This window comes from Pseudotamlana agarivorans (genome assembly GCF_018860245.1).
Taxonomy (GTDB): domain Bacteria; phylum Bacteroidota; class Bacteroidia; order Flavobacteriales; family Flavobacteriaceae; genus Pseudotamlana; species Pseudotamlana agarivorans_A.
The window spans coordinates 229956-249419 of the sequence record NZ_JAHKPD010000007.1 but is presented as its reverse complement, the minus strand read 5'-3'; the positions used below and the strand labels follow the sequence as shown (position 1 = coordinate 249419).

Here is a 19464-nt window from a genome sequence, read left to right as displayed (position 1 = left end):
AATTAAAACTACACCTTCGAACGTAAAGACTTAAAGAATACATAGCCAAAACCAACGAAAAGCATCGTGTGGAAAGGGAACAATCCAAAGTCACCACCTTGATTTCCTACGGTAAAGGCGCTATACATACCAAAAGCAAAGTATAACATGAGTAAACCTTCAAAAACTACGTTGATAGAAAGGTTTTTTGCCATGTATTTGTTGCTTTTCCAGTTGTCTTTGTATTTACTGATATTGAATTTTGGCGTACGAATAAATTCAGATTTTTTTCCAATATGACCTTCAATTACAGCAATCGAGTTGTGTAACGAAAAGCCCATAGCAATGGAGAAAAACACGAAAAACATACCAATATACCTAATGAAGTTTTTAAAGCCACTACCATAGGTGTTTTTATACATGAACCAGTAGCAGATAAAAAAGATGATGGTACTCATAACAAAGAAACTCATCACATAAAAGTAAGGTCTTAAGTGTGCATATTCATTCTTGATATACAACATTGGGATACTTAAAATACCAACAATAAGTACGTTTAAAAACATGGTACTGTTTAATAAATGTAGTAAACCGTGTACCTTAGATTTTGGTGAAATGTCTGAGGTTAAAACACGTTTAAGCATTTTTCTAAAGTTCTCTGCACCACCTTTATTCCAACGGAATTGTTGTGAACGTGCGGCACTTATTACGATTGGCAGTTCGGCAGGTGTTTCAACATCTTCTAAATATTTGAATTTCCAGTTTTTTAATTGGGCGCGGTAACTTAAATCTAAATCTTCAGTAAGGGTATCACCTTCCCAGTTTCCCGCATCGATAATACAGGTTTTACGCCATAAACCAGCGGTTCCGTTAAAGTTGATAAAGTGCCCTTTACTGTTTCTACCGACTTGTTCTAGCGTGAAATGTGCATCAAGAGCAAACGCTTGAATTTTAGTTAGTATTGAATAATTTCTATTGATATGTCCCCAACGTGTTTGAACAACGCCTATAGCTTCATCTTTAAAATAAGGTACAGTACGTTTTAACCAGTCTTTTTTCGGAAGAAAATCAGAGTCGAAAATCGCAATAATGTCACCTTTGGCAATTTCTAAACCTTCTTTTAGCGCTCCGGCTTTAAAACCAACCCTGTTTACTCTTGTAATATGTGTGATATCTATTCCCGTAGCATGAAGTCTTTCAATTTGTTTTCTAGTACTTACAACAGTTTCGTCGGTAGAATCATCTAAAACCTGAATTTCAAGTTTGTCTTTAGGGTATTCCAATTCAACGATATTGTCTAATAGACGTTCCATAACATACATTTCGTTATAAACCGGAAGCTGTATGGTGATGAAAGGCACTTCATCTGGATTCGATAAATCAAGTTGAGGCGAATCATCTTCCTTCTTTTTAGATGATAAATAGTTAAAAAGTAGGTTCAGCTGAGCTAAAGCATACATGAAAATAAGCAGTAGCGAAATGCTATAAATTACTATTATTGTGGTTTCTAGAATCATTTTTTTATACTGTATTTAAAAATCCAACCAAGAATTTTTGCGCCTGCAAATATAGCACCTTTTATTGTACCTGACACCTTTGAGACGCCAATTCTATTTCTGTAATTTACAGGGACTTCCGTGTATGAAAAATCTCTTTTTAGAGCTTTCAATTGCATCTCGACAGTCCACCCATAGGTCTTATCTTCCATATCGAGCTCTAAAAGTTTAGCATATTTAATAGCTCTAAACGGGCCGAGATCGGTAAAGGTAGATTTGAAAAACAGCGCCATGAGTGATGTGGCGAGCCAATTTCCAAAAATTTGAGGGCTGGTCATGGAACCAGATTCACGAAGATTTTTTACACGTGCACCAATAACAAAATCGATGTTGTCATTAGTAATAGGTGAGACAATTTTAGTTAACTCTTCGGGATAATCACTGTAATCACCGTCAAGAAAAACAATAATATCAGGTTTGGTAGGTTGGTTGGCAATGTGCTGCATGCCTTTTAAGCAAGCATAGCCGTAGCCTTTATGGGGTTCAGATAACACGGTGGCGCCTGCTTCCTTGGCATTGATTTCAGTATTGTCGGTTGAGTTGTTGCTCACCACAATAATTTCATCGACCAATTTAGGGATTGCTTTAACAACAAGGCCGATAGAATCAGCTTCATTGTAGGCAGGAATAATGACCTTTATAATAGCCATTGTAGGGCTGGGTTAGTATTTGGGTTAATAATACCATTTCTGCTTTTAATTTCTGTCAATAAAATGCGCCATTTTGCTTTCTAGTGCAACATAAAAAGAAACCGTAGCTATGGCTATGCTTTATTTTTCTGATTTCTATAAAACAAAAAATCATCCCCGTTCTGCAACGGGGCAGGCTATTTTCTTTTACCATAAATTAAAAGCAGAAATGGTATGAGATTGCCGCAAATGTAACATATTTTTAGTGTTTCATTGAATTAGCTAATATTTTAACAGTGATTTATTTAGAATTCACTTCTATTTTACGTGTCAAAGTATGGCTTTAAGCTTTGTGTTATTTCTGGTTTACTAAATCCATTAAATCGACATCATTACCTAAAAGTATGTCATTAGAGTTGATGCGTCCTTTCATCGTATCGTTTTCCAATTTTAAAACGCCTCTAGGGCAAACAGCAGAGCAAACGCCGCAACCAACACAGCTTGAACGTACTATGTTTTCACCTTTTTGAGCATAGGCACGCACATCGATACCCATTTCACAGTATGTAGAACAATTTCCACATGAAATACATTGTCCGCCATTGGTGGTAATCCTAAATTTCGAAAATAAACGTTGCTGAAACCCTAAAATAGCAGCCATTGGGCATCCAAATCGGCACCATACGCGATTCCCTAAAATCGGATAGAAACCCGTGCCAACCACACCAGAAAATATGGAGCCAATATATAAACCATAGGCAGAACGTAGGCTACTCGATTTTACGAAAAATAATTTGTCGCTCGTTCCAGTATAATGCATCGCGAAAAGTGCTGCAATAATCACAAAGAAACCTAAGGCACCGTATTTGGCATCCTTACCAAGTTCGTGGCGCTTAAAAATAAAAGTAAGTGAGAATACCAATGTTAATAATACGCCAACTCCAATAAGGAAAGTGGGGCGTGAAATCCAATATTTGTTAGGGTCGTTTCCTAAATAAGAATATATGACGGCTGTCGTCATGATAACTGAAAATACTAAAACGGTATGAATGAGCCAGCGTTCCAATTTCCATGCAGATAATTTTTTACTGCTTAATTGACGAAAGGCATCACCGGCAGTTTCGGCCAAGCCACCACAACCACAAACCCAAGAACAATACCAGCGTTTGCCGTACTTGTAGGTTAAAATGGGTGAAACCACAAATATGGAAAGTACACCAAAAATTAAAAGACCTAGACCTAAATACCCTGAAGAAAGAAAACCATTTATAGACCAGCCATCAAACAAATAATAGTTCAAGGGCCACATGCTTTTTAAATCATAATAAGGTAAATTATAATCGGCACTTTCATTTAATCGCGCCATAAATTCGGGAATAAGAAAGGCGAAAGCAAGTTGAAAAACCATCACCGAAACCGTTCGTAACTGTTGGTAGCGGTTGTGGCGGTATTTTAAAATGTATTTATAGCCAAAAATTAATATGGCCAGTGTGTAAAGGGTGCCGTAAACGAACCATTGGCTCGCAGGTCTTCCGCTTAAAAGGAAACTTAGCGGATCAAAAAGAGCTATAAGTCCTCCATTGGCCTCGCCATTACGACCCTGTCCTAAGTACTGCGGGAAAAAGTAAAGCACAATGTAAAACCCAGTTAAAAAAATGCCGGTAATCCAAGCCAAAACCCCTCTTGAAGTAAGTGACTTAAACCAAACACCATTATTTTTGATGCCTTCCATTTTGTTGAGATACAAACTGTTTGAAAAAAGAATGGTACCTGCCGTTATAAGTCCTAAAGACAAACTTAAGAACCATGTTTTATTAGGAAAGTTGGTGTTGAACACGGCAAGTGCTAAAATGAAAAGCCCCGATACCCCAAGGAAAACCGCTGCTTTTTGCTTTCCTGAAAGCACATTGGTGTCAGGTGTTGTTAAAGACATGCTATGGTTTTGTTTATCGCTCATGTGTGGTTTTAATTATGCAGTTTGGAATTGAATGTCAAATCGAGCGCAGTCGAGATTGAGTTTCTTTCTCATCAGAGGGTTCTCGACTGCGTTCGAACTGACAAGAATATATGATTTGCTTTTTTTTTGTTTTCAAAACAATAAGAAGTTTGTGTTATAGGTGTTCATCTACTAGTTTTAATTGGTTTCTATACGATTGAAGAATATCTTTTTCGTAAGTTTTATAAAATTCAGGTTCGAAATTAGCTTCAGCTAAATTTGTAATCACATAATCTAAATCGCGTTTTTCAGTAAGCCAGCGGTCAAAGGTTTCGTGACGCATACGAATACCAAACGTGTTAATGCCTAAAAACTGATTCGTATTTTCATGAAAAGCTATAGTTATGCATTTCGTGTCATCGTCATGTTTCCAGTGAAAATGTTGTTCATATTCTAGTCTGCCTTTCAATCCGTGTACCCAACCATAAGTTTGGTATTCGATGTCTAAAAATTTAGCAGAGTTAAACCAGTGCCCAGGGTTGTAGGCCATGTGATTCCCGCAAATGGTTTGAGCTAAGACTTCACCCATCATGCGGCCCGTGTACCAAACCGACTCAATAGGTGGACGCTGACCAATAGCTTCATTTTGCTCGGCACAATCGCCAATAGCATAAATATTTGGAATATTGGTTTCTAAAAATCGATTCACAAGTACGCCTCTGTTTGTTTCAATATTGGAGTTTTTAAGGAAATCGATATTTGGAGAAACCCCTGCTGTAAGTCCGACGACTGTACAAGGAATTTCTTCACCAGTTTCTTTGATGATAACCGATTTCACCTGACCATTGTCATCTGAAACAATTTCTTTTAAATTCGTGTTTAAACGTAAATCGATGTGGTGGTTTTTTATATGACGGTTTATCATTTCACTTTCACCTTTTGGTAAAACCCCGTTCCAAAAACTTTTTTCTCGAACTAGTAAAGTCACCGGAATATTACGTGAATTCAGCATTTCGGCTAGCTCGATGCCTATTAAGCCGCCACCAACAATCACTGCGCGTTTACAAGTTTTATTATCTGGGGCATGTTGTTCTAAATTCTCTAAATCCTGTTTGTGATACAAGCCCATAACACCTTTTAAATCCTGCCCCGGCCAGCCAAATTTGTTAGGTTTACTTCCTGTGGCAATGATGAGTTTGTCGTAATTTAAAGTCTCGCCACCGTCAAAATGAAGGGTTTTAGAGTCGCTATCAACCGTTTTTATATAGCCTTTTTTTAATTCGATTCTGTTCTTCTCCCAGAACCAGTTTTCATAAGGTTGGGTATGCTCAAAAGTCATGTGTCCCATGTAAATGTACATGAGGGCTGTTCTGGAGAAAAAATAATCGGTTTCCGCAGAAATAATTGTAATTTTTTTATCGGATAATTTTCTAATATGTCTAGCCGCCGTCACGCCAGAGATCCCATTTCCTATAATAACAATATGTTCTTCCATGGACTTTTTTAGATTATGTTGTATTGGGTCGTAGTTAAAGGTAATAACTTAACAGCAGAATGTCATTTAGTTGGTGTTTTTATTGAAAACACCCAGCTTGACTGGGTGTCTCATGAAAATTCTGGTCATATCGAAATTGATTTGGGCTTTTATAATGATTCGTTCTCAGTGTGATGAGATTATGAATAGAGTTCAGAATGACGCCAGTTCGTGTTTTTTAGACAAGCTTTGAATGAAAATTACCGTACTACTGAATTTGATTCAATATGACATATTTCACGTATAACCTCAAAAAAATAATAATTACTTAACCCACCCATTAATTATTCTTCAAAGAAACCTTTAGTTTTGCTGAAAACAGATTTTATGATGCGCACAATAGCAATTGGAGATATTCACGGGGGTTTAAGAGCACTAACTCAAGTACTGAATAAAGTTGAAGTTAAAGATGAAGACAAACTTATTTTTGTTGGCGATTATGTTGATGGATGGAGTGAAGCAGCTCAGGTAGTACAACTTTTAATCGAGCTTTCCCAAAAAGTAAACTGTGTGTGTATTAAAGGAAATCATGATGTTTGGGCAGAAGAATGGTTGCGTTCTGGCGAAGTAAATCCAACTTGGTACATGCACGGTGGTAAGGAAACAATGGAAAGTTATGCCCCGTTTTCAGATGAAGATAAAAAGGCTCATTTAGCCTTTTTTGAAAACATGCCGTTGTATCATTTAGATGATGAAAATCGTTTGTTTTTGCATGCAGGATTTACCTCGGTGAAAGGGATTGAGCATGAGCTTGATAAGCGTTATTTTTATTTAGATCGCACCTTATGGGAAATGGCTTTAACCATGAAAACCGATATTGACGAAAATGATGTCATTTACCCAAAACGTTTAAAATTTTACAAAGAAGTTTATATCGGGCACACCCCAACCACTAATTTTGGTGTTGAGGTGCCTATGAATGCCATGAATATATGGAATATTGATACTGGTGCTGCTTTTAAAGGTCGTGTAACCGCTATGAACGTTGATACCAAAGCGTTTGTTCAAAGTGATAATTTACCAGCTTTATACCCTAACGAAAAAGGGCGAAATAAATAGGAGGTTTCTATTAATGAATTACTTTGCCACGCGATTTAAATAAAATTGGTAAAGTTCTTCCGCGGAAGCGCCAAACCATTTTTTTACATAAATGCTCCAATATAAATACTGCAATTTCCAAACGCCGTGTTTTTCATAGCAACGTGCCGATGTTTGTAATTTTTTATTAATCACCACAAATTGCTTTCGAGCGTAGAGTGCGTTAATCAAAATATTGTCTTCGTAAATGATGAAATTTTCATTATAACCACCAATGTCGCGAAATAAGGATTTGGTGATAAACTGACTTTGGTCGCCACCTCTGCAAGCTCTCCAGCTAAATTTTGTTAACCAACTGGCTAGTTTTAACCACCAATGGTTATTATCAAACTGCATCCTAAAACAACCCGCTTCATGCCCTTTATTAAATTCTTCAATAATAAAAGTATCGAAATGTTTAGGCGGAAAAGAATCGGCGTGAAGAAAATATAAAATGTTGCCTTTGGCATGTTTTGCGCCAAAATTCATCTGCTTGGCACGACCTTTTTCAGATTCTAAAGACATGATGTTTTGAGCCGAAAAGGATTCAACGATTTCTCTCGTGTTATCAATACTACCACCATCAACAACAATAATTTCAGCAATATTTTCCGCGGAAGCGTTTTCAAAAAGATGCTCTAAAAGCTTTCTAATAAAAGGCGCTTCGTTTAAAACAGGGATGATTATGGAGATTTGGCTACTCATTGAGCTCCCAAAGATACTCTTTATAATGTGTTTTCGCTTTCGCGGAAATGTTAACGCTTGAAAACTGGTTTAGAAAATCTATTAAAGAACCATTTTGCTTAAAGTCTTTGGTAAACCACTGAAAAATCTTTGATAATTCCAGGTGTTCCTTGGAGATGCTATTTTTAGAATCGTCGCGTATGAAAGCGGTAGTCGCTTGGTCTAACTGATACTCCAATTTTGAAGCGGTGTATGCTTTATTTAGTAATTTCGGACAAGAAACTGCGGCGCAAACTATTGCGAAATGTATACGCGGCTCATGCATGTCTCTCAAGATTTTATGCTCAATTTCATGAAGGTTGTATGCGGTGTCTCCTAGCTTCCAAAGTTTTTGTTTCCATGGGTTTCTGATGTCTTTAATACTTTTTATGGGGTAGTTTCTCAGGATTAAATCGACCGTTAAAGCGTTGTAAGCGTTAATCCAGTAAGCGAGTTTTTCAGCGTTATTCCAAGAAGTTTTTGGTGTGCTTTTAGCTAAACTTGAAATGTATTGGTCGAGACGGTTTTTATCTGATAAAAAGCCTTTGTAATTTACTTTTCCGTCTTCAGAAACGTGTTTTTGAAGTAGATCATCCCATAATTGATGGTTAAAAGCTTCTTGTGGTTCTGTTGAAATAGAATCTTCAGCCGTAACGATTGTGAAAGGCTCTATTATGATATTATAAGCGTGAACCTGAAAGTTTCCAAGTAGTAAAAAATTAATAATTAAAAATGAAACGCTTTTCATAAGACTTAGTTTTCAGAAGGTTTAGTGCTTGCAGGATACATTTCCTGTTTAAAAAAATCTTCTGGAAAATTTTCGTCGCCTTCAAAACCCAATTCGATGTCTTTTCCGCTATGCGGGATGTAATCTGTTTTAAAAATATAATCCCAAAAGCTGAACGTGATTCCATAGTTCATACCATATTTTAGTTGATTGGGTAAGGCTTTAGCGTGATGCCAGATGTGCATTTTGGGGTTGTTTAAAATGTATTTTAAAATGCCGTAATCCCAACCTAAATTCGCATGGTTTAGATGCCCAATAACAATACTGAAAAAGTAAACAATGGCCACATCTTTGGAGCTGTAATTCCCAATGATCGCCAGCGGAATATAAAGCAATGATTTATAAACTATGGGTTCCATCCAATGGTAACGTAAATGTGCGGCAAAGCCCATTTCTTTAACCGAATGGTGCACTTTATGAAAATTCCACAGCCAAGGCAGGCGGTGCAAAAGACGGTGGGTGTTCCATTGCACAAAATCTGAAACCAAGAAAAATACTAATAAGCCCAACCAAGCCGGTAATTGATTCACGTCAAAGAGCTGGAAATTTGAAAGCGATAATCCTAAAATGTTTAAGAGATCGTTAAAAACTTCGGCAGCGGTGTTTGAAAGTGCTATTAATATGATGAGATTCAGTAGAAAAAAATTGAAGAACATATAAAAGGTATCCAGCCAAAAATCTTTCCTGAATATCGATTGGTTTTTCCGCCAAGGGCATATAATTTCTAGGCCCCAAACTACCAGAGAAATAATGATTAAACCATAGAAATAGTTGTCCCAGTCACTAGGGAGTTGTACCTCGTGTTTGAGGTAATTCCAGTAACCCGAATAGGCTTTTTTTATGAGGTTTAAATATTTTTCCATCTCTTATTCCTGCGAAGGCAGGAATCTCATGTTTTAAAGTTCAGAATCCCAAAGTAAAGATAAATTCATAATCATCTGTTTTGTCCTCTAGTGACTTAACCTTTATAATTCCGAGGAATCTCACGAATCATGTAAAGATTCTTCAGTCGTACCTCTTTCTGAACAACATTATTAAAACCTAGTTTTTAATTTCTCTTCATAAGATTCAACTTCGACTGAGTCATTCTGCAGAAAGGCAGGTCTGACGTTTAATTAATAATCAAATGGCGATTATCGCCTAGCAACACCCGCCACCATCATAATGGTAAGTTGATTGACTAATATAAATATCATCACGACCTAAATCGGCTAAAGCACCAGCGGTTTTATCACAAATGGCTAAGGGCTGATTTTTCAATAAAACATGACCTTTTTTATCGTCAAAATAATCGTCTTCACCATAATAAATGGCTGCTTTTCCAGTAAAGATACATGGACCATCTTCTGGCATGGGGTCTTTAATGGCAGCCACTTCAATGGATTCGATGTAGATTAACTCCTTGGTAGGGTAGTTTTTAGGGTCTAAAATTCTGTAGGGCTTTCTAGCACGAATTTCAATGGTTCCAAAACCAGCATCGGTCAGTGCTTTAACGTAATCGGCTATAGGTAAACTTCCGCTAAGACATAAAGCACGTAGGCGTTCGTCGTTACGTAAAGTGTCATTCATTGGTTGTTCGCAGGTTGGGTCGCTCATCACCAATTTCCCATGAGGTTTTAAAACGCGGTACATTTCAGCAATAGCTTTCTTTAAATCTTCAGCCTTAAAAATGTTAAACAGACAGTTTTGTGCGGCCACATCAATGCTGTTATCTTCAACCGGAAGGTGCATCGCATCGCCTTTTTTAAGATCTACGAATTCACTTTTAAACCATGGGTTTTGCGCTTCAGCTTCAATAAAGTTTTTTCTTGAAGCTTCAAGCATTTCATCAACGACATCAATTCCAATAACCCCATGTTTTTGACGATTAAAATAGGCGAATTGTAGTAGTTCCATGCCGCCACCAACACCAACATAAAGCATTTTGGGGTTGTTTGCTAAATCGCGTGCATGAACTGTCGTTCCACAACCGTAATTCATCTCTTGCATGATTTTCGGGATCTTTAATCCTGGTAATTCCCAAATCGGATTGGTAGTGCAGCATAAACCAACATCTGGCGTTAATGCGGCTTCTTTGTATACGTCGTGTGTGGTTTCTAAGTAACTCATAGTTTTTATTCCCACGAAAGTGGGAATCTCTTGATTTTAAGTTGATTATTTCGAATTTCTGTAAAAAAACATAATAGAATATGTTCACCTCAAATCTAGAGAGTTGTGTTGAATCTTAGATTTCAGAGGCTTAATCATAAGTTTTTTGCTTTCAAAATTAATGAGATGCCGAATCAAGTTCGGCATGACGTTATGAAAGTTTTATTACATCGTATTCTATAAACTTTTTATAAGTTCCTTAAACAAAGTAATCATCACCGGTTCAGCTTTGTGAGCCATGGCAATAATTTCTTCTATGTTTACAGGTTCTAAGTGGTCTGGGTCGCATTCATCTGTTAAAACTGACACAGCAGCCACTTTTAATTTTAAATGATTGGCTACGATAATCTCTGGAACAGTACTCATCCCTACGGCATCGGCACCTATGATTTTCAGCATGCGGTATTCGGCGCGGGTTTCTAATTGCGGACCTACAACACTGGCGTAAACGCCCTCATGTAAATTGATGTTGTTGGCTTTGGCGATACTTTTAAATTTCGCATTGATTTCGGCGTCATAAGGCGCACTCATATCAACAAAACGCTCGCCCATTTTTTCAACACCATTGAAGGCTAGGGGAGAGCTGCATTGTAAATTAATGTGATCTTCAATAAGCATAAGTTCGCCTTTTTTGAAATCTAAATTAATCGCACCTGCAGCATTGGAAACTAATAAAGTGTGAATGCCTAATTTTTCCATGATTCGTACCGGGTAGGTCACATCTTGTAATGTATAGCCTTCATATAAATGAAAACGACCTTGCATGACTACAACTTTTTTACCTTCTAGTAAACCAAAAATCAATTTACCTTTATGAAACTCTACTGTGGCTGTAGGGAAATACGGAATGTGGTTATAGCTTATTTCTTTAATGATCTCTATTTCATCAATGAGTTGACCTAGTCCTGTGCCTAAAATAATGCCGATTTCAGGTTTGTCAAAACCCTTCTCTATTAAGTATGCCGTTGTTTTTTCTATTTGATTTACCATGATGTATTTTAAGATTTCGTTTAAACAATAGCATGCATTTTGTTATATCTTTGCAGCTTGAAAGGATGTAAGTTTCATAAAATCTATTGTTTAAGTAAATATTTTAAGTTTGAATTATTCTGAGGTTAAAAGTAAATTGTCGTTTCTTTTTTGTTTGCTAGTGCTTACTGTAGCGGCCCAAAAGCCATTGCCTATTCGCACGACCGAATTTAAAGAATTAAAATCCAATAAGTGTGAAGCTCTGGAAAAAAATTTAAAGGCAGAACTTAACAAGAATAAAAGTTGGAAGGCTCTAATTCAGTCAAAGAAAATGTCTATTTCATTGGTAGATTTACATGATATCAATCATATTGGGTTTGCAGGTGTGAACGAAAATAATATGATGTATGCGGCGAGTTTACCTAAAATCGCTGTGCTTTATACGGTTATGGATGCCATTGATAAGGGTATAGTTAAAGACACTCCTGCTGTTCGGAAAGATTTGAGTCTTATGATTAGTAAATCGAATAATGCGGCTTCTACAAGAATGATTGATTTGGTTGGATACAAGCGTATTGAAAAGGTTTTACGTAGTACAAAAACAACTTTATATGATGCTGAACAAGGTGGCGGTTTATGGGTTGGTAAACGCTATGCAGCGGCGGGAGCAAGGTATCCAGATCCCTTAAAAGGCTTAAGTCATGCGGCAACATCTTACCAAGCAGCAAATTTATATTACCATTTGGTTTTTGGAAAACTAATTAATAACCAGCGTTCAGCTGAAATGTTAGAAATTTTAAAAAACCCACAATTGGGGCATAAGTTTGTATATACTTTAAATAAGGTCGCTCCCAATGCCAAATTATTTAGAAAATCGGGCTCATGGAAAAATTATCATTCCGATTCAGTATTAGTTTGGGGAAAGGATAGACGGTATATTTTGGTCGCTTTAATAGAGAGTTCTCATGGCGAACAAATAATTAGAAATCTAATTACTCCAGTTGAAAAAGTGCTAAAAAAATCTAGGATGTTAAATTGTTCTGAGTAAATTAGTGCATGCTAAAAAACTTTGTAAAAAAGACTTTTAATATTCGTGAGGGAGAGTTTCGAATCTCTTTCTTGATGCAACTTTATATCTTTATAGTTATTTCGGTTTTGCTCATGGTAAAACCCACTATTAGTGCCCTTTTCTTATCAAATTTAGGAGCTTCCGAGCTGCCAAATGCTTATTTGATTGTTGCGGTTACAGCCGTGCTCTCTTCTTATTTTTACGATAAATCTCTCCGGTTTTTTAGTATTAAATCTATAGCTATTGTAACGCTTTTATTTTTTAGTGCTTGTTTTTTAGCGCTTGGTTTTATAATTCAGTATCAGTTAAATAGCGATTTTATTCTGTATGCTTATTATGTAAGTGTCTCGCTTTTTGGTGTTTTAGTGACTTCTCAGTTTTGGATTATAGCCAATATGGTTTACAATGCAAGAGAGGCAAAACGTTTGTTTGGTTTTATAGGTTCGGGAGCTATTGCAGGTGGGATTTTTGGAGGTTATTTAACCACTATTATCTCAAAGGCTTTTGGGAATTTATATGTCATTTATTTAGCTTCAGGTTTGATTTTGGTATGTATACCTATTATTTTTTGGGTGTGGAACCACCGTTTACATAATACTACCGATATCCAAACAGGAAAATCAATTAAGCAGAAAAAGAAAAGAAGCCAGATAGCCGTTAAAATAATTTTTAAATCGAAACACCTAACGTATTTAGCATTAACTGTTGGCGTTTCTGTGATCATGGCGAAATTGGTAGACTATCAATTTAGTGATTTTGCAAATTTAAAAATTCAAGACCCTAACGAATTGGCTTCCTTTTTTGGTTTTTGGTTCTCTTCTTTCAATGTCGCGTCCCTTTTAATTCAATTGTTCTTAACCAACCGTTTATTGGCTTGGTTAGGGGTGACTTCTAATTTACTACTGCTACCTTTAGGGATAGCAATGGGCTGTTTGTTGTTTTTGGTTTTTCCAGAATTATGGGTGTTAATTTTATTGAAAGGTGTAGATGGCAGTTTTAAGCAATCCATAAATAAAGCAGCTGTAGAATTATCTATTATGCCTATCCCATATGAAGATAAAAAACAAGCCAAGTCTTTTATCGATGTGGTGGTAGATAGTATAGCTACTGGTATTGCAGGTTTTTTATTGATATTTGTTGTTAGAGGTTTAGATTTACATGAACATTATATCACCGTCATTATATTGTTCTTTCTGTTTGTTTGGATTATACTAATCTATCAGTTACGGAATGCTTATTTTGATACTTTTAAAACCAATATTTTAAGCGCTATAGGTAATCATGATATAGATGGTATTAAGACTTTAAAAAAAGCATTACATGCTTCGGTTATAAAGGTTTTAACCTCTGGAGGAGAAGAGGAGATTATAAACCTTCTAGAACGCTTAGGTGATAGTATTACCGATGTTCATAAGCCTCATATTATAAAACTCTTAGACCACCCTTCTAATTTAGTAAAAGCGGCGGCAATTAAGGAGATTTATTATTTTAAGCATGGGGCCGCTGCAAGTAAAGTTAATAAGTTGATTGAGGTAAACAACGATAGAGAGGTTGTTTATGAAGCTATGGAGTATATGCTGTTGCATACTAAAATAGGTGAAAACAATGTATTTAAAAAATATTTAGATCACCGAAAGAAATACATTGCCGATGCCGCGCTACTTTGTCTTGCTGAACTTGCGGTAGATAATAAGAATTTAGTTAAAAAATACGGACTACATGAGCGTTTAAGAAAACGTATTAAGGCCATTGAAGACGAAACAGTGTCGCATTCTAAAGAGGAAATTGCAGAATTCCTGGTGACTGTAGGTTACGCCCGTTTTTCTGAATTTTTCGAATTTATAAAGAAGTATTTAAAATCAGATACGGCTTATATTTTGAAGCATGCTATTAAAGCTGCTGGGTTGTCTGGGCATGATGAATTTATTAAGGATTTGCTACCCCGATTAAATCAAGAAGAGCTTAGAGAAGTTACCATAAGTGCGCTTCATAGTTTCGGGAACCATGTACCAAATTATTTACTTGAATATGGTGTTTACGAAAATCTAGATTCAAAAGTAAAAAAGCACTTGCCAAAAGTCTTGGCGACTATAAAAAATAGGGATTCCTTAAAACTACTAATCCGATTGGGTATTTCTAGTGATCCTTATATGCGATTTGAAGCGGTTAAAGTTATGGTAGATTTGCATTTTCAGGATATCGGCGTGAAAATGGATAAAGACAGGGTGTTTGAAAATGTACTTAAAGAATGTGAATTTTATTTACAACGCATATCCATAATAAAAACAATACAGAAAGAAGAGGAATTAGTTACTGAAAACACAGCGTTACAAATTTCGATGGAACAATTAGTTCATGTTATTCAAGAGGAATTAGATTGTTCTATGCATGTTATTTTTGAAATTTTATCTCTTGTACTTAATGAAGATGATATGGAAATTGCATATTTCGGTTTAAAAGATGAAGCTGAATCCGTTAAGGTAAATTCTATAGAGTTTCTAGATAATATTCTGCATGTAAGTTTAAAGGCAGAACTGATTCCTATAGTTGAGTATCATTTTATTGAAGAGCGTGAAATACAGGATTTAAGCCAAGTTCAAGCCAAATTTAGTGATGTAGAAATCTGTTTAATCACACTACTTAAAGACGGGAATGTCACATTGAAATTAGCAGCGCTCCATGTCTTAGAAAACATGCCAGATGCTAGTGGGTATAAAAACGCCTTAAAACCATTAACGCGACATGCAGAAGCGGAAATAAGTAATAAGGCGCATCAAATTTTAAATGCTATTAAGCGTCCGGATTAATAATTCGGTCTATTTTATTTGCTAAATCTAAGTGAGCCCAAGCCGAATTTTTATTCAGAACATTGGTCATTAAACAAACCATATATTTTTTGCCATTCGGTTGTTCTACGATGATTACGGAATTCATGTAATTGAAAACATTACCCTGGTAATCGCCACAGTTTGGGTTTTTTTCGCGGTTACATTTGTAGAAACTACCCGATTTAAAGTAAACGGCAGCTTCTTTTAAACGTGGTGACTGTGCATAACGAATACGTCTGTCTGTTAAATAAATTAGACGTTTCATTTCTAAACTCGTTTTTCTATCATGAAGATTTCCTTGTTCTAATAGGACTAGAAACTTCATTAATCCTTTTGGTGTGGCACTACTTCCACCTTTTCTACCAACATATTTTGCTGAAGCGTGTGTGAACATACCGCCAAGTTTCCATTCGTCTTCCGTAATACCTATGTCTCTTAATGGTTGGTTTATTACGCGATGTGCACGATTAGTTAACGTATCACGACGTGTTTCTTTAAAATAATTTAAGGCCTCCTCATCGGTTAATTCTGGGTATTTTTCTCCAAAGTGATTGAGTAGCATGGTTTCTCTAAACACAACAGTTGCTGCGCCATTATTACTTACCGATACCATGTGGTCTAACCATTCATATAATGAAAATACATCGCTAGAAACAACTTTACGTTTTACTTGTTTTTCGGTTTCAATATTATAAACCGGAATGGTGTGGTGGTCTCCAGTTCCAAAAATACCAGAAGCGACTCTTTTGTCGCGCATCAAATCGGTTCTTTTGTTCCATGAATTAGGATACAGTTTTTTTAATTCTGAAAAGAACGCGTTTAATACAACAAGTTTACCAACGCTGCCTGGTTGGTAACCTCTGTTTTCGCGGTAAGCGGCGTATTTTAAATCGCTTGGGTCAGACATATCTACCGCTGTTAAAGAGTAATTCCCACTAGGGATGGCTCTTTTTATGGCCCTTGAAAATTCAGGATCTTCTTTTAAAAGACTATCTACTACTTCGCCATTACATGAAGTTAAATTTAGTTTAATGTCTTCGAGTTTTAATAAAGCGCCTTCTGGAATTCGTCTATAGCCTTTTTCGCTATTTACAGCCTTTTCTACATAAAGTAATCTTGCGATTTTTGTTGATTTGTAGCCGTCTATTGGATAAAGTGCGCCTAAAATAATAAGCGGAATTCCTATGCCAAGAAAAAGTAATTTTTGCATATTGTTACAAGTTTGAGTTTAAAGGGATATTTTGATTGTAGTTTACTTTTGGAGTAATCGATTTTAAATACTTCGAGCTTGATGCTTTTTTGTTTTGTACAAAAGGACGTATTTGGAATAACCAAAGTTTATCATTTTGAAAGCCCATTTCCATATCATAAGGGCCTTTGTAGTCCGAACCCGTTTGCTCTGGCATCTTTTTACGGACTTGTTCTACCATTTCACGAATAGACTGCATGTTTTTTTCTGATAAAATAGGATCTTCAAACGTGGTGTATTCGCGATTCGTGCCTCCCGTTTTTGGAAGGGTTAAAAAACTAGGTTCTCTAGAAGGTGATAATAATAAGTTATTGTGTTTTGAAACCATTCGTGTTTCAGCCGATTGACCATCAACCGCACCACCAACACCGCGACTAAAAGCAATGGTTAAATCATCTTCGCCACCAGCGTTAATTCCGGTTGTTACTACAACGCCAGAATAATCTACGTTTACCCCAGGAATAACCAAAATTGAAGGGAATACATATTCAGGGTTTAAAAGGTACTTTTGACGCCATTTTAAACTACGTTCCATATAAGGTGACGCCCAAACTTTTTTGATGCCTTCAATGATTTTTTGTTCCGCTAGAACATTAAACAACGTTAAGTTTAAACCAGCTCCAGTAAATTCTTTGAGATCCTCCATATTGGTGTCACTTCTTAAGAAAACAGGAACTTCACCAATAGGTTTCTTGAAAGCATCTATGAAATTTTTACGTAATTGTGCGATAAAATCAGGATTAAGGTCCATGTTTATAATCGCAGTTCTTAAAGTACTTAAGCGTTTAAATTGATAGGCTTCAACTTCATTTTCTGTTTTGTTAGCCTTTTTCATGGCTTCACATTCAGCATAGGTTTGCGTTAAAAACGCCCAATAGGTCATGTTTTGACCTGTCATTTGATTATCAAGGTGCTTTCTGAAAATACCAAATGGAATGACAAAACCTTCTACCACATGATCGGGGAACATCGATTTTAACTGTGATAAATTTGCTGCTTTTGGACCACAAAGTTTTCCTGAATCGGAAGCGTCCACCTCACGCATATTTAAAATATCGGTTTGATCCAATTGTATGCGATCTACAGGTACTGTGATTTTATTGGTGCTGCGCTCTACTTTACTAAAAAGAGCTTTTTCTTCGGAAGACATTTGGCCTTCAGTTTTAACAATCACATTACCCTTTGTCGAAACCGCGTAGAATACCTTTTTACCATTGTACTTGGCTAAATCGTCTAAGTTTTCTTGTGAAAGTGCCGCATTTGGTACACCTAGGTTTCTAGCTAATAATTGCACGTGTGATACTAAATTTCCCTCGGAAACGGTCATAATTCCAGCTATAGGTTTTAGTCCTGAAGGTGGTCTGTTGAATACGTAAATTTTATCTTTTGAAAAATTGATATTTTCAATCGAACCTTCAACTACAACCAATTCACCAAAAGCATAACCAGGGTTTAATCCTCTTATGGTTGCTGGTTTTGAAACACCAATCACTTCATTTTTAATCGATGATTTTTCAGAAATATATTTTCCTAAAACCCCAACACTATTTCCTAAGTCTAAGGCGATAGATGAACGAATTTTATCATCAATAAAACCATAAGATAAAGGTTCGAATTGTGAGTAAGTTTCAACAATTTCACTATAATTTGCCTTTACCATTCCAGCACTCCATTCTACAACACTTCTAGAAGTGCTTAATACCTTGTTTAATTCGGCAATAGTTAATTGTTTTTTATTTTTGTATTTTCCTAAAGTCGATTTGATTTTGTTGTATTCCCAAAGTTCAATTAAACCTGTAGAAGCCGCCACATAGCTTAAGTAATCAATTTTTTGCAGGATACCATTTAGGTCGTTCGGCGTCCATTCTTGAGAATTCTGAAAAACGGTTTTTTCAATCTTATTAGAAATATCTAATGCTGCTAATTTATCGTTTGCCGAATTTAAACCTTCAAAATGTTCACGAATATACATGAGCACGGGGCCTAAAGTTTCAATCTTGTCTTTTGCTGATAAACCGGCGTTATAAGGCGCTAATAAATTATTTAATTCGGTTTTATGCGGATTAGAAAGTTGGTTGCTTAATCCTTTAATATCTTTTATGTTTAGAGGTTTGTAGTAATCCTCCATGGTGGCTAATAAGGTCTTGAATTCCTTTTTTTGATCTGCACTAAGATCTGAGTTATGTTTTGAAACAAAGCTTTTTACCGAAGCGATATCTCTTTTTTCAGGATTACCATGAATCTTAATTCTTAGTTTCATAAATGAACTAATTTCATTTCCTAAAACTTTAGATTCGCTACGCATTTTTTGAGCTAAATTGCTGTCTCCAGAATGCGGGATATCATGTAATGATTGTTTCAGTAAAAAGAATTGACCTTTGGTGTAACTCTTGTTTTTTAGTAGCCATTTGTAGAATTCTAGGCCCCAGGCTTGTTCATCTTCAGATTGCATTGCCCCACGGTAAAATTGCCCGCGTCTATAAATCCAGCCTTCGTCAACACTTTGTAAATACTTAACTATTTGATATTGTTTTAATCGGCTATGGTTATGCTTGTGGTCCCAAAAGTCTTCATTTTCATTTTGAACTAATAAGTTGCCAAAAAAGATATGATGCTTTTTTCCTAGTTTTTCAACATCAGATTTCAAACTGGCGTGTTGGATACCACCAATCTCATCCGGACAAGGGTCTTTGGCTTCACGTATGGTACCATCATCACAAAACCATTTTATTCTGTAATATGGTCCGCGAACGTCTTTTTTATAAGCTTTGATTTGTGATTTTATCTGATCAACGGGTAGTTCTTGAGCCGTTGCAGCACTTGTCGATATCAGGCAAGCAAGCGCTAAGATTTTGGTGGTTGTTTTTCTAAGGGATAGAGGTTTTAGCCCCCACAAGGAGATTGTAGTTTGCAAGACAAATTGGTTTTAATTAATAAGCTAATAAAGATATGAATTTTAGCCTGTATAAAAAGTGTCTTT

At 36.1% G+C, this 19464-nt stretch carries 15 protein-coding genes; 4 read left to right on the top strand and 11 right to left on the bottom strand.

Features of this window, described 5'->3' with window-relative positions; genetic code table 11:
- Positions 1-8: 8 nt before the first annotated feature.
- The 4 genes from KO493_RS02530 to KO493_RS02515 form a co-directional block, all read right to left on the bottom strand.
- On the bottom strand, positions 9-1496 hold the full coding sequence (locus tag KO493_RS02530; protein ID WP_216066366.1) for a cellulose synthase family protein: 1488 nt from the start codon (positions 1494-1496) through the stop codon (positions 9-11).
- Positions 1493-2185 (bottom strand): glycosyltransferase family 2 protein, encoded by a 693-nt coding sequence (locus tag KO493_RS02525; RefSeq protein WP_216066365.1) that lies wholly within the window; start codon positions 2183-2185, stop codon positions 1493-1495. Before KO493_RS02525 ends, KO493_RS02530 begins: the two co-directional genes overlap by 4 nt.
- Before the next feature lie 334 nt (positions 2186-2519).
- On the bottom strand, positions 2520-4121 hold the full coding sequence (locus KO493_RS02520) for a 4Fe-4S binding protein (protein WP_216066364.1): 1602 nt from the start codon (positions 4119-4121) through the stop codon (positions 2520-2522).
- A gap of 154 nt (positions 4122-4275) precedes the next feature.
- Complete coding sequence (locus tag KO493_RS02515; RefSeq protein ID WP_216066363.1) at positions 4276-5595, bottom strand: NAD(P)/FAD-dependent oxidoreductase; 1320 nt, start codon at positions 5593-5595, stop codon at positions 4276-4278.
- Between the two features lie 15 nt (positions 5596-5610).
- On the opposite strand from KO493_RS02515, the gene KO493_RS02510 reads away from it, so the two are divergent.
- Both KO493_RS02510 and KO493_RS02505 read left to right on the top strand, forming a co-directional pair.
- A complete protein-coding gene (locus KO493_RS02510; protein WP_216066362.1) occupies positions 5611-5769 on the top strand; it encodes a hypothetical protein in 159 nt (52 codons plus the stop codon).
- Between the two features lie 195 nt (positions 5770-5964).
- Positions 5965-6693, top strand: a complete 729-nt coding sequence (locus tag KO493_RS02505) for a metallophosphoesterase family protein (RefSeq protein ID WP_216066409.1) — start codon at positions 5965-5967, stop codon at positions 6691-6693.
- A gap of 18 nt (positions 6694-6711) precedes the next feature.
- On the opposite strand, the gene KO493_RS02500 is transcribed toward KO493_RS02505, so the two are convergent.
- The 5 genes from KO493_RS02500 to KO493_RS02480 all read right to left on the bottom strand — a co-directional run bounded on the left by KO493_RS02500 (position 6712) and on the right by KO493_RS02480 (position 11359).
- Entirely contained in the window at positions 6712-7416 is a 705-nt protein-coding gene (locus tag KO493_RS02500) for a TIGR04283 family arsenosugar biosynthesis glycosyltransferase (RefSeq protein ID WP_216066361.1), read from the bottom strand.
- A complete protein-coding gene (locus KO493_RS02495; RefSeq protein ID WP_216066359.1) occupies positions 7409-8182 on the bottom strand; it encodes a DUF547 domain-containing protein in 774 nt (257 codons plus the stop codon). The genes KO493_RS02500 and KO493_RS02495 overlap by 8 nt, the downstream gene beginning before the upstream one ends.
- A gap of 5 nt (positions 8183-8187) precedes the next feature.
- Positions 8188-9084, bottom strand: a complete 897-nt coding sequence (locus KO493_RS02490) for a sterol desaturase family protein (RefSeq protein ID WP_216066358.1) — start codon at positions 9082-9084, stop codon at positions 8188-8190.
- A gap of 277 nt (positions 9085-9361) precedes the next feature.
- Positions 9362-10330 (bottom strand): arsenosugar biosynthesis arsenite methyltransferase ArsM, encoded by a 969-nt coding sequence (gene arsM, locus KO493_RS02485; RefSeq protein ID WP_216066357.1) that lies wholly within the window; start codon positions 10328-10330, stop codon positions 9362-9364.
- Between the two features lie 216 nt (positions 10331-10546).
- On the bottom strand, positions 10547-11359 hold the full coding sequence (locus KO493_RS02480) for a purine-nucleoside phosphorylase (protein WP_216066356.1): 813 nt from the start codon (positions 11357-11359) through the stop codon (positions 10547-10549).
- Between the two features lie 310 nt (positions 11360-11669).
- Between KO493_RS02480 and KO493_RS02475 the strand changes: the two genes are divergently transcribed.
- Entirely contained in the window at positions 11670-12386 is a 717-nt protein-coding gene (locus KO493_RS02475) for a serine hydrolase (RefSeq protein WP_354667414.1), read from the top strand.
- Between the two features lie 74 nt (positions 12387-12460).
- Complete coding sequence (locus KO493_RS02470) at positions 12461-15214, top strand: NTP/NDP exchange transporter (protein ID WP_216066354.1); 2754 nt, start codon at positions 12461-12463, stop codon at positions 15212-15214.
- Here KO493_RS02470 and KO493_RS02465 read toward each other — a convergent pair.
- Both KO493_RS02465 and KO493_RS02460 read right to left on the bottom strand, forming a co-directional pair.
- Complete coding sequence (locus KO493_RS02465) at positions 15198-16445, bottom strand: serine hydrolase (protein WP_216066353.1); 1248 nt, start codon at positions 16443-16445, stop codon at positions 15198-15200. The two genes, KO493_RS02470 and KO493_RS02465, sit on opposite strands and share 17 nt — an antisense overlap.
- A gap of 4 nt (positions 16446-16449) precedes the next feature.
- Entirely contained in the window at positions 16450-19398 is a 2949-nt protein-coding gene (locus KO493_RS02460; protein ID WP_252723139.1) for a PEP/pyruvate-binding domain-containing protein, read from the bottom strand.
- Between the last annotated feature and the right edge of the window lie 66 nt (positions 19399-19464).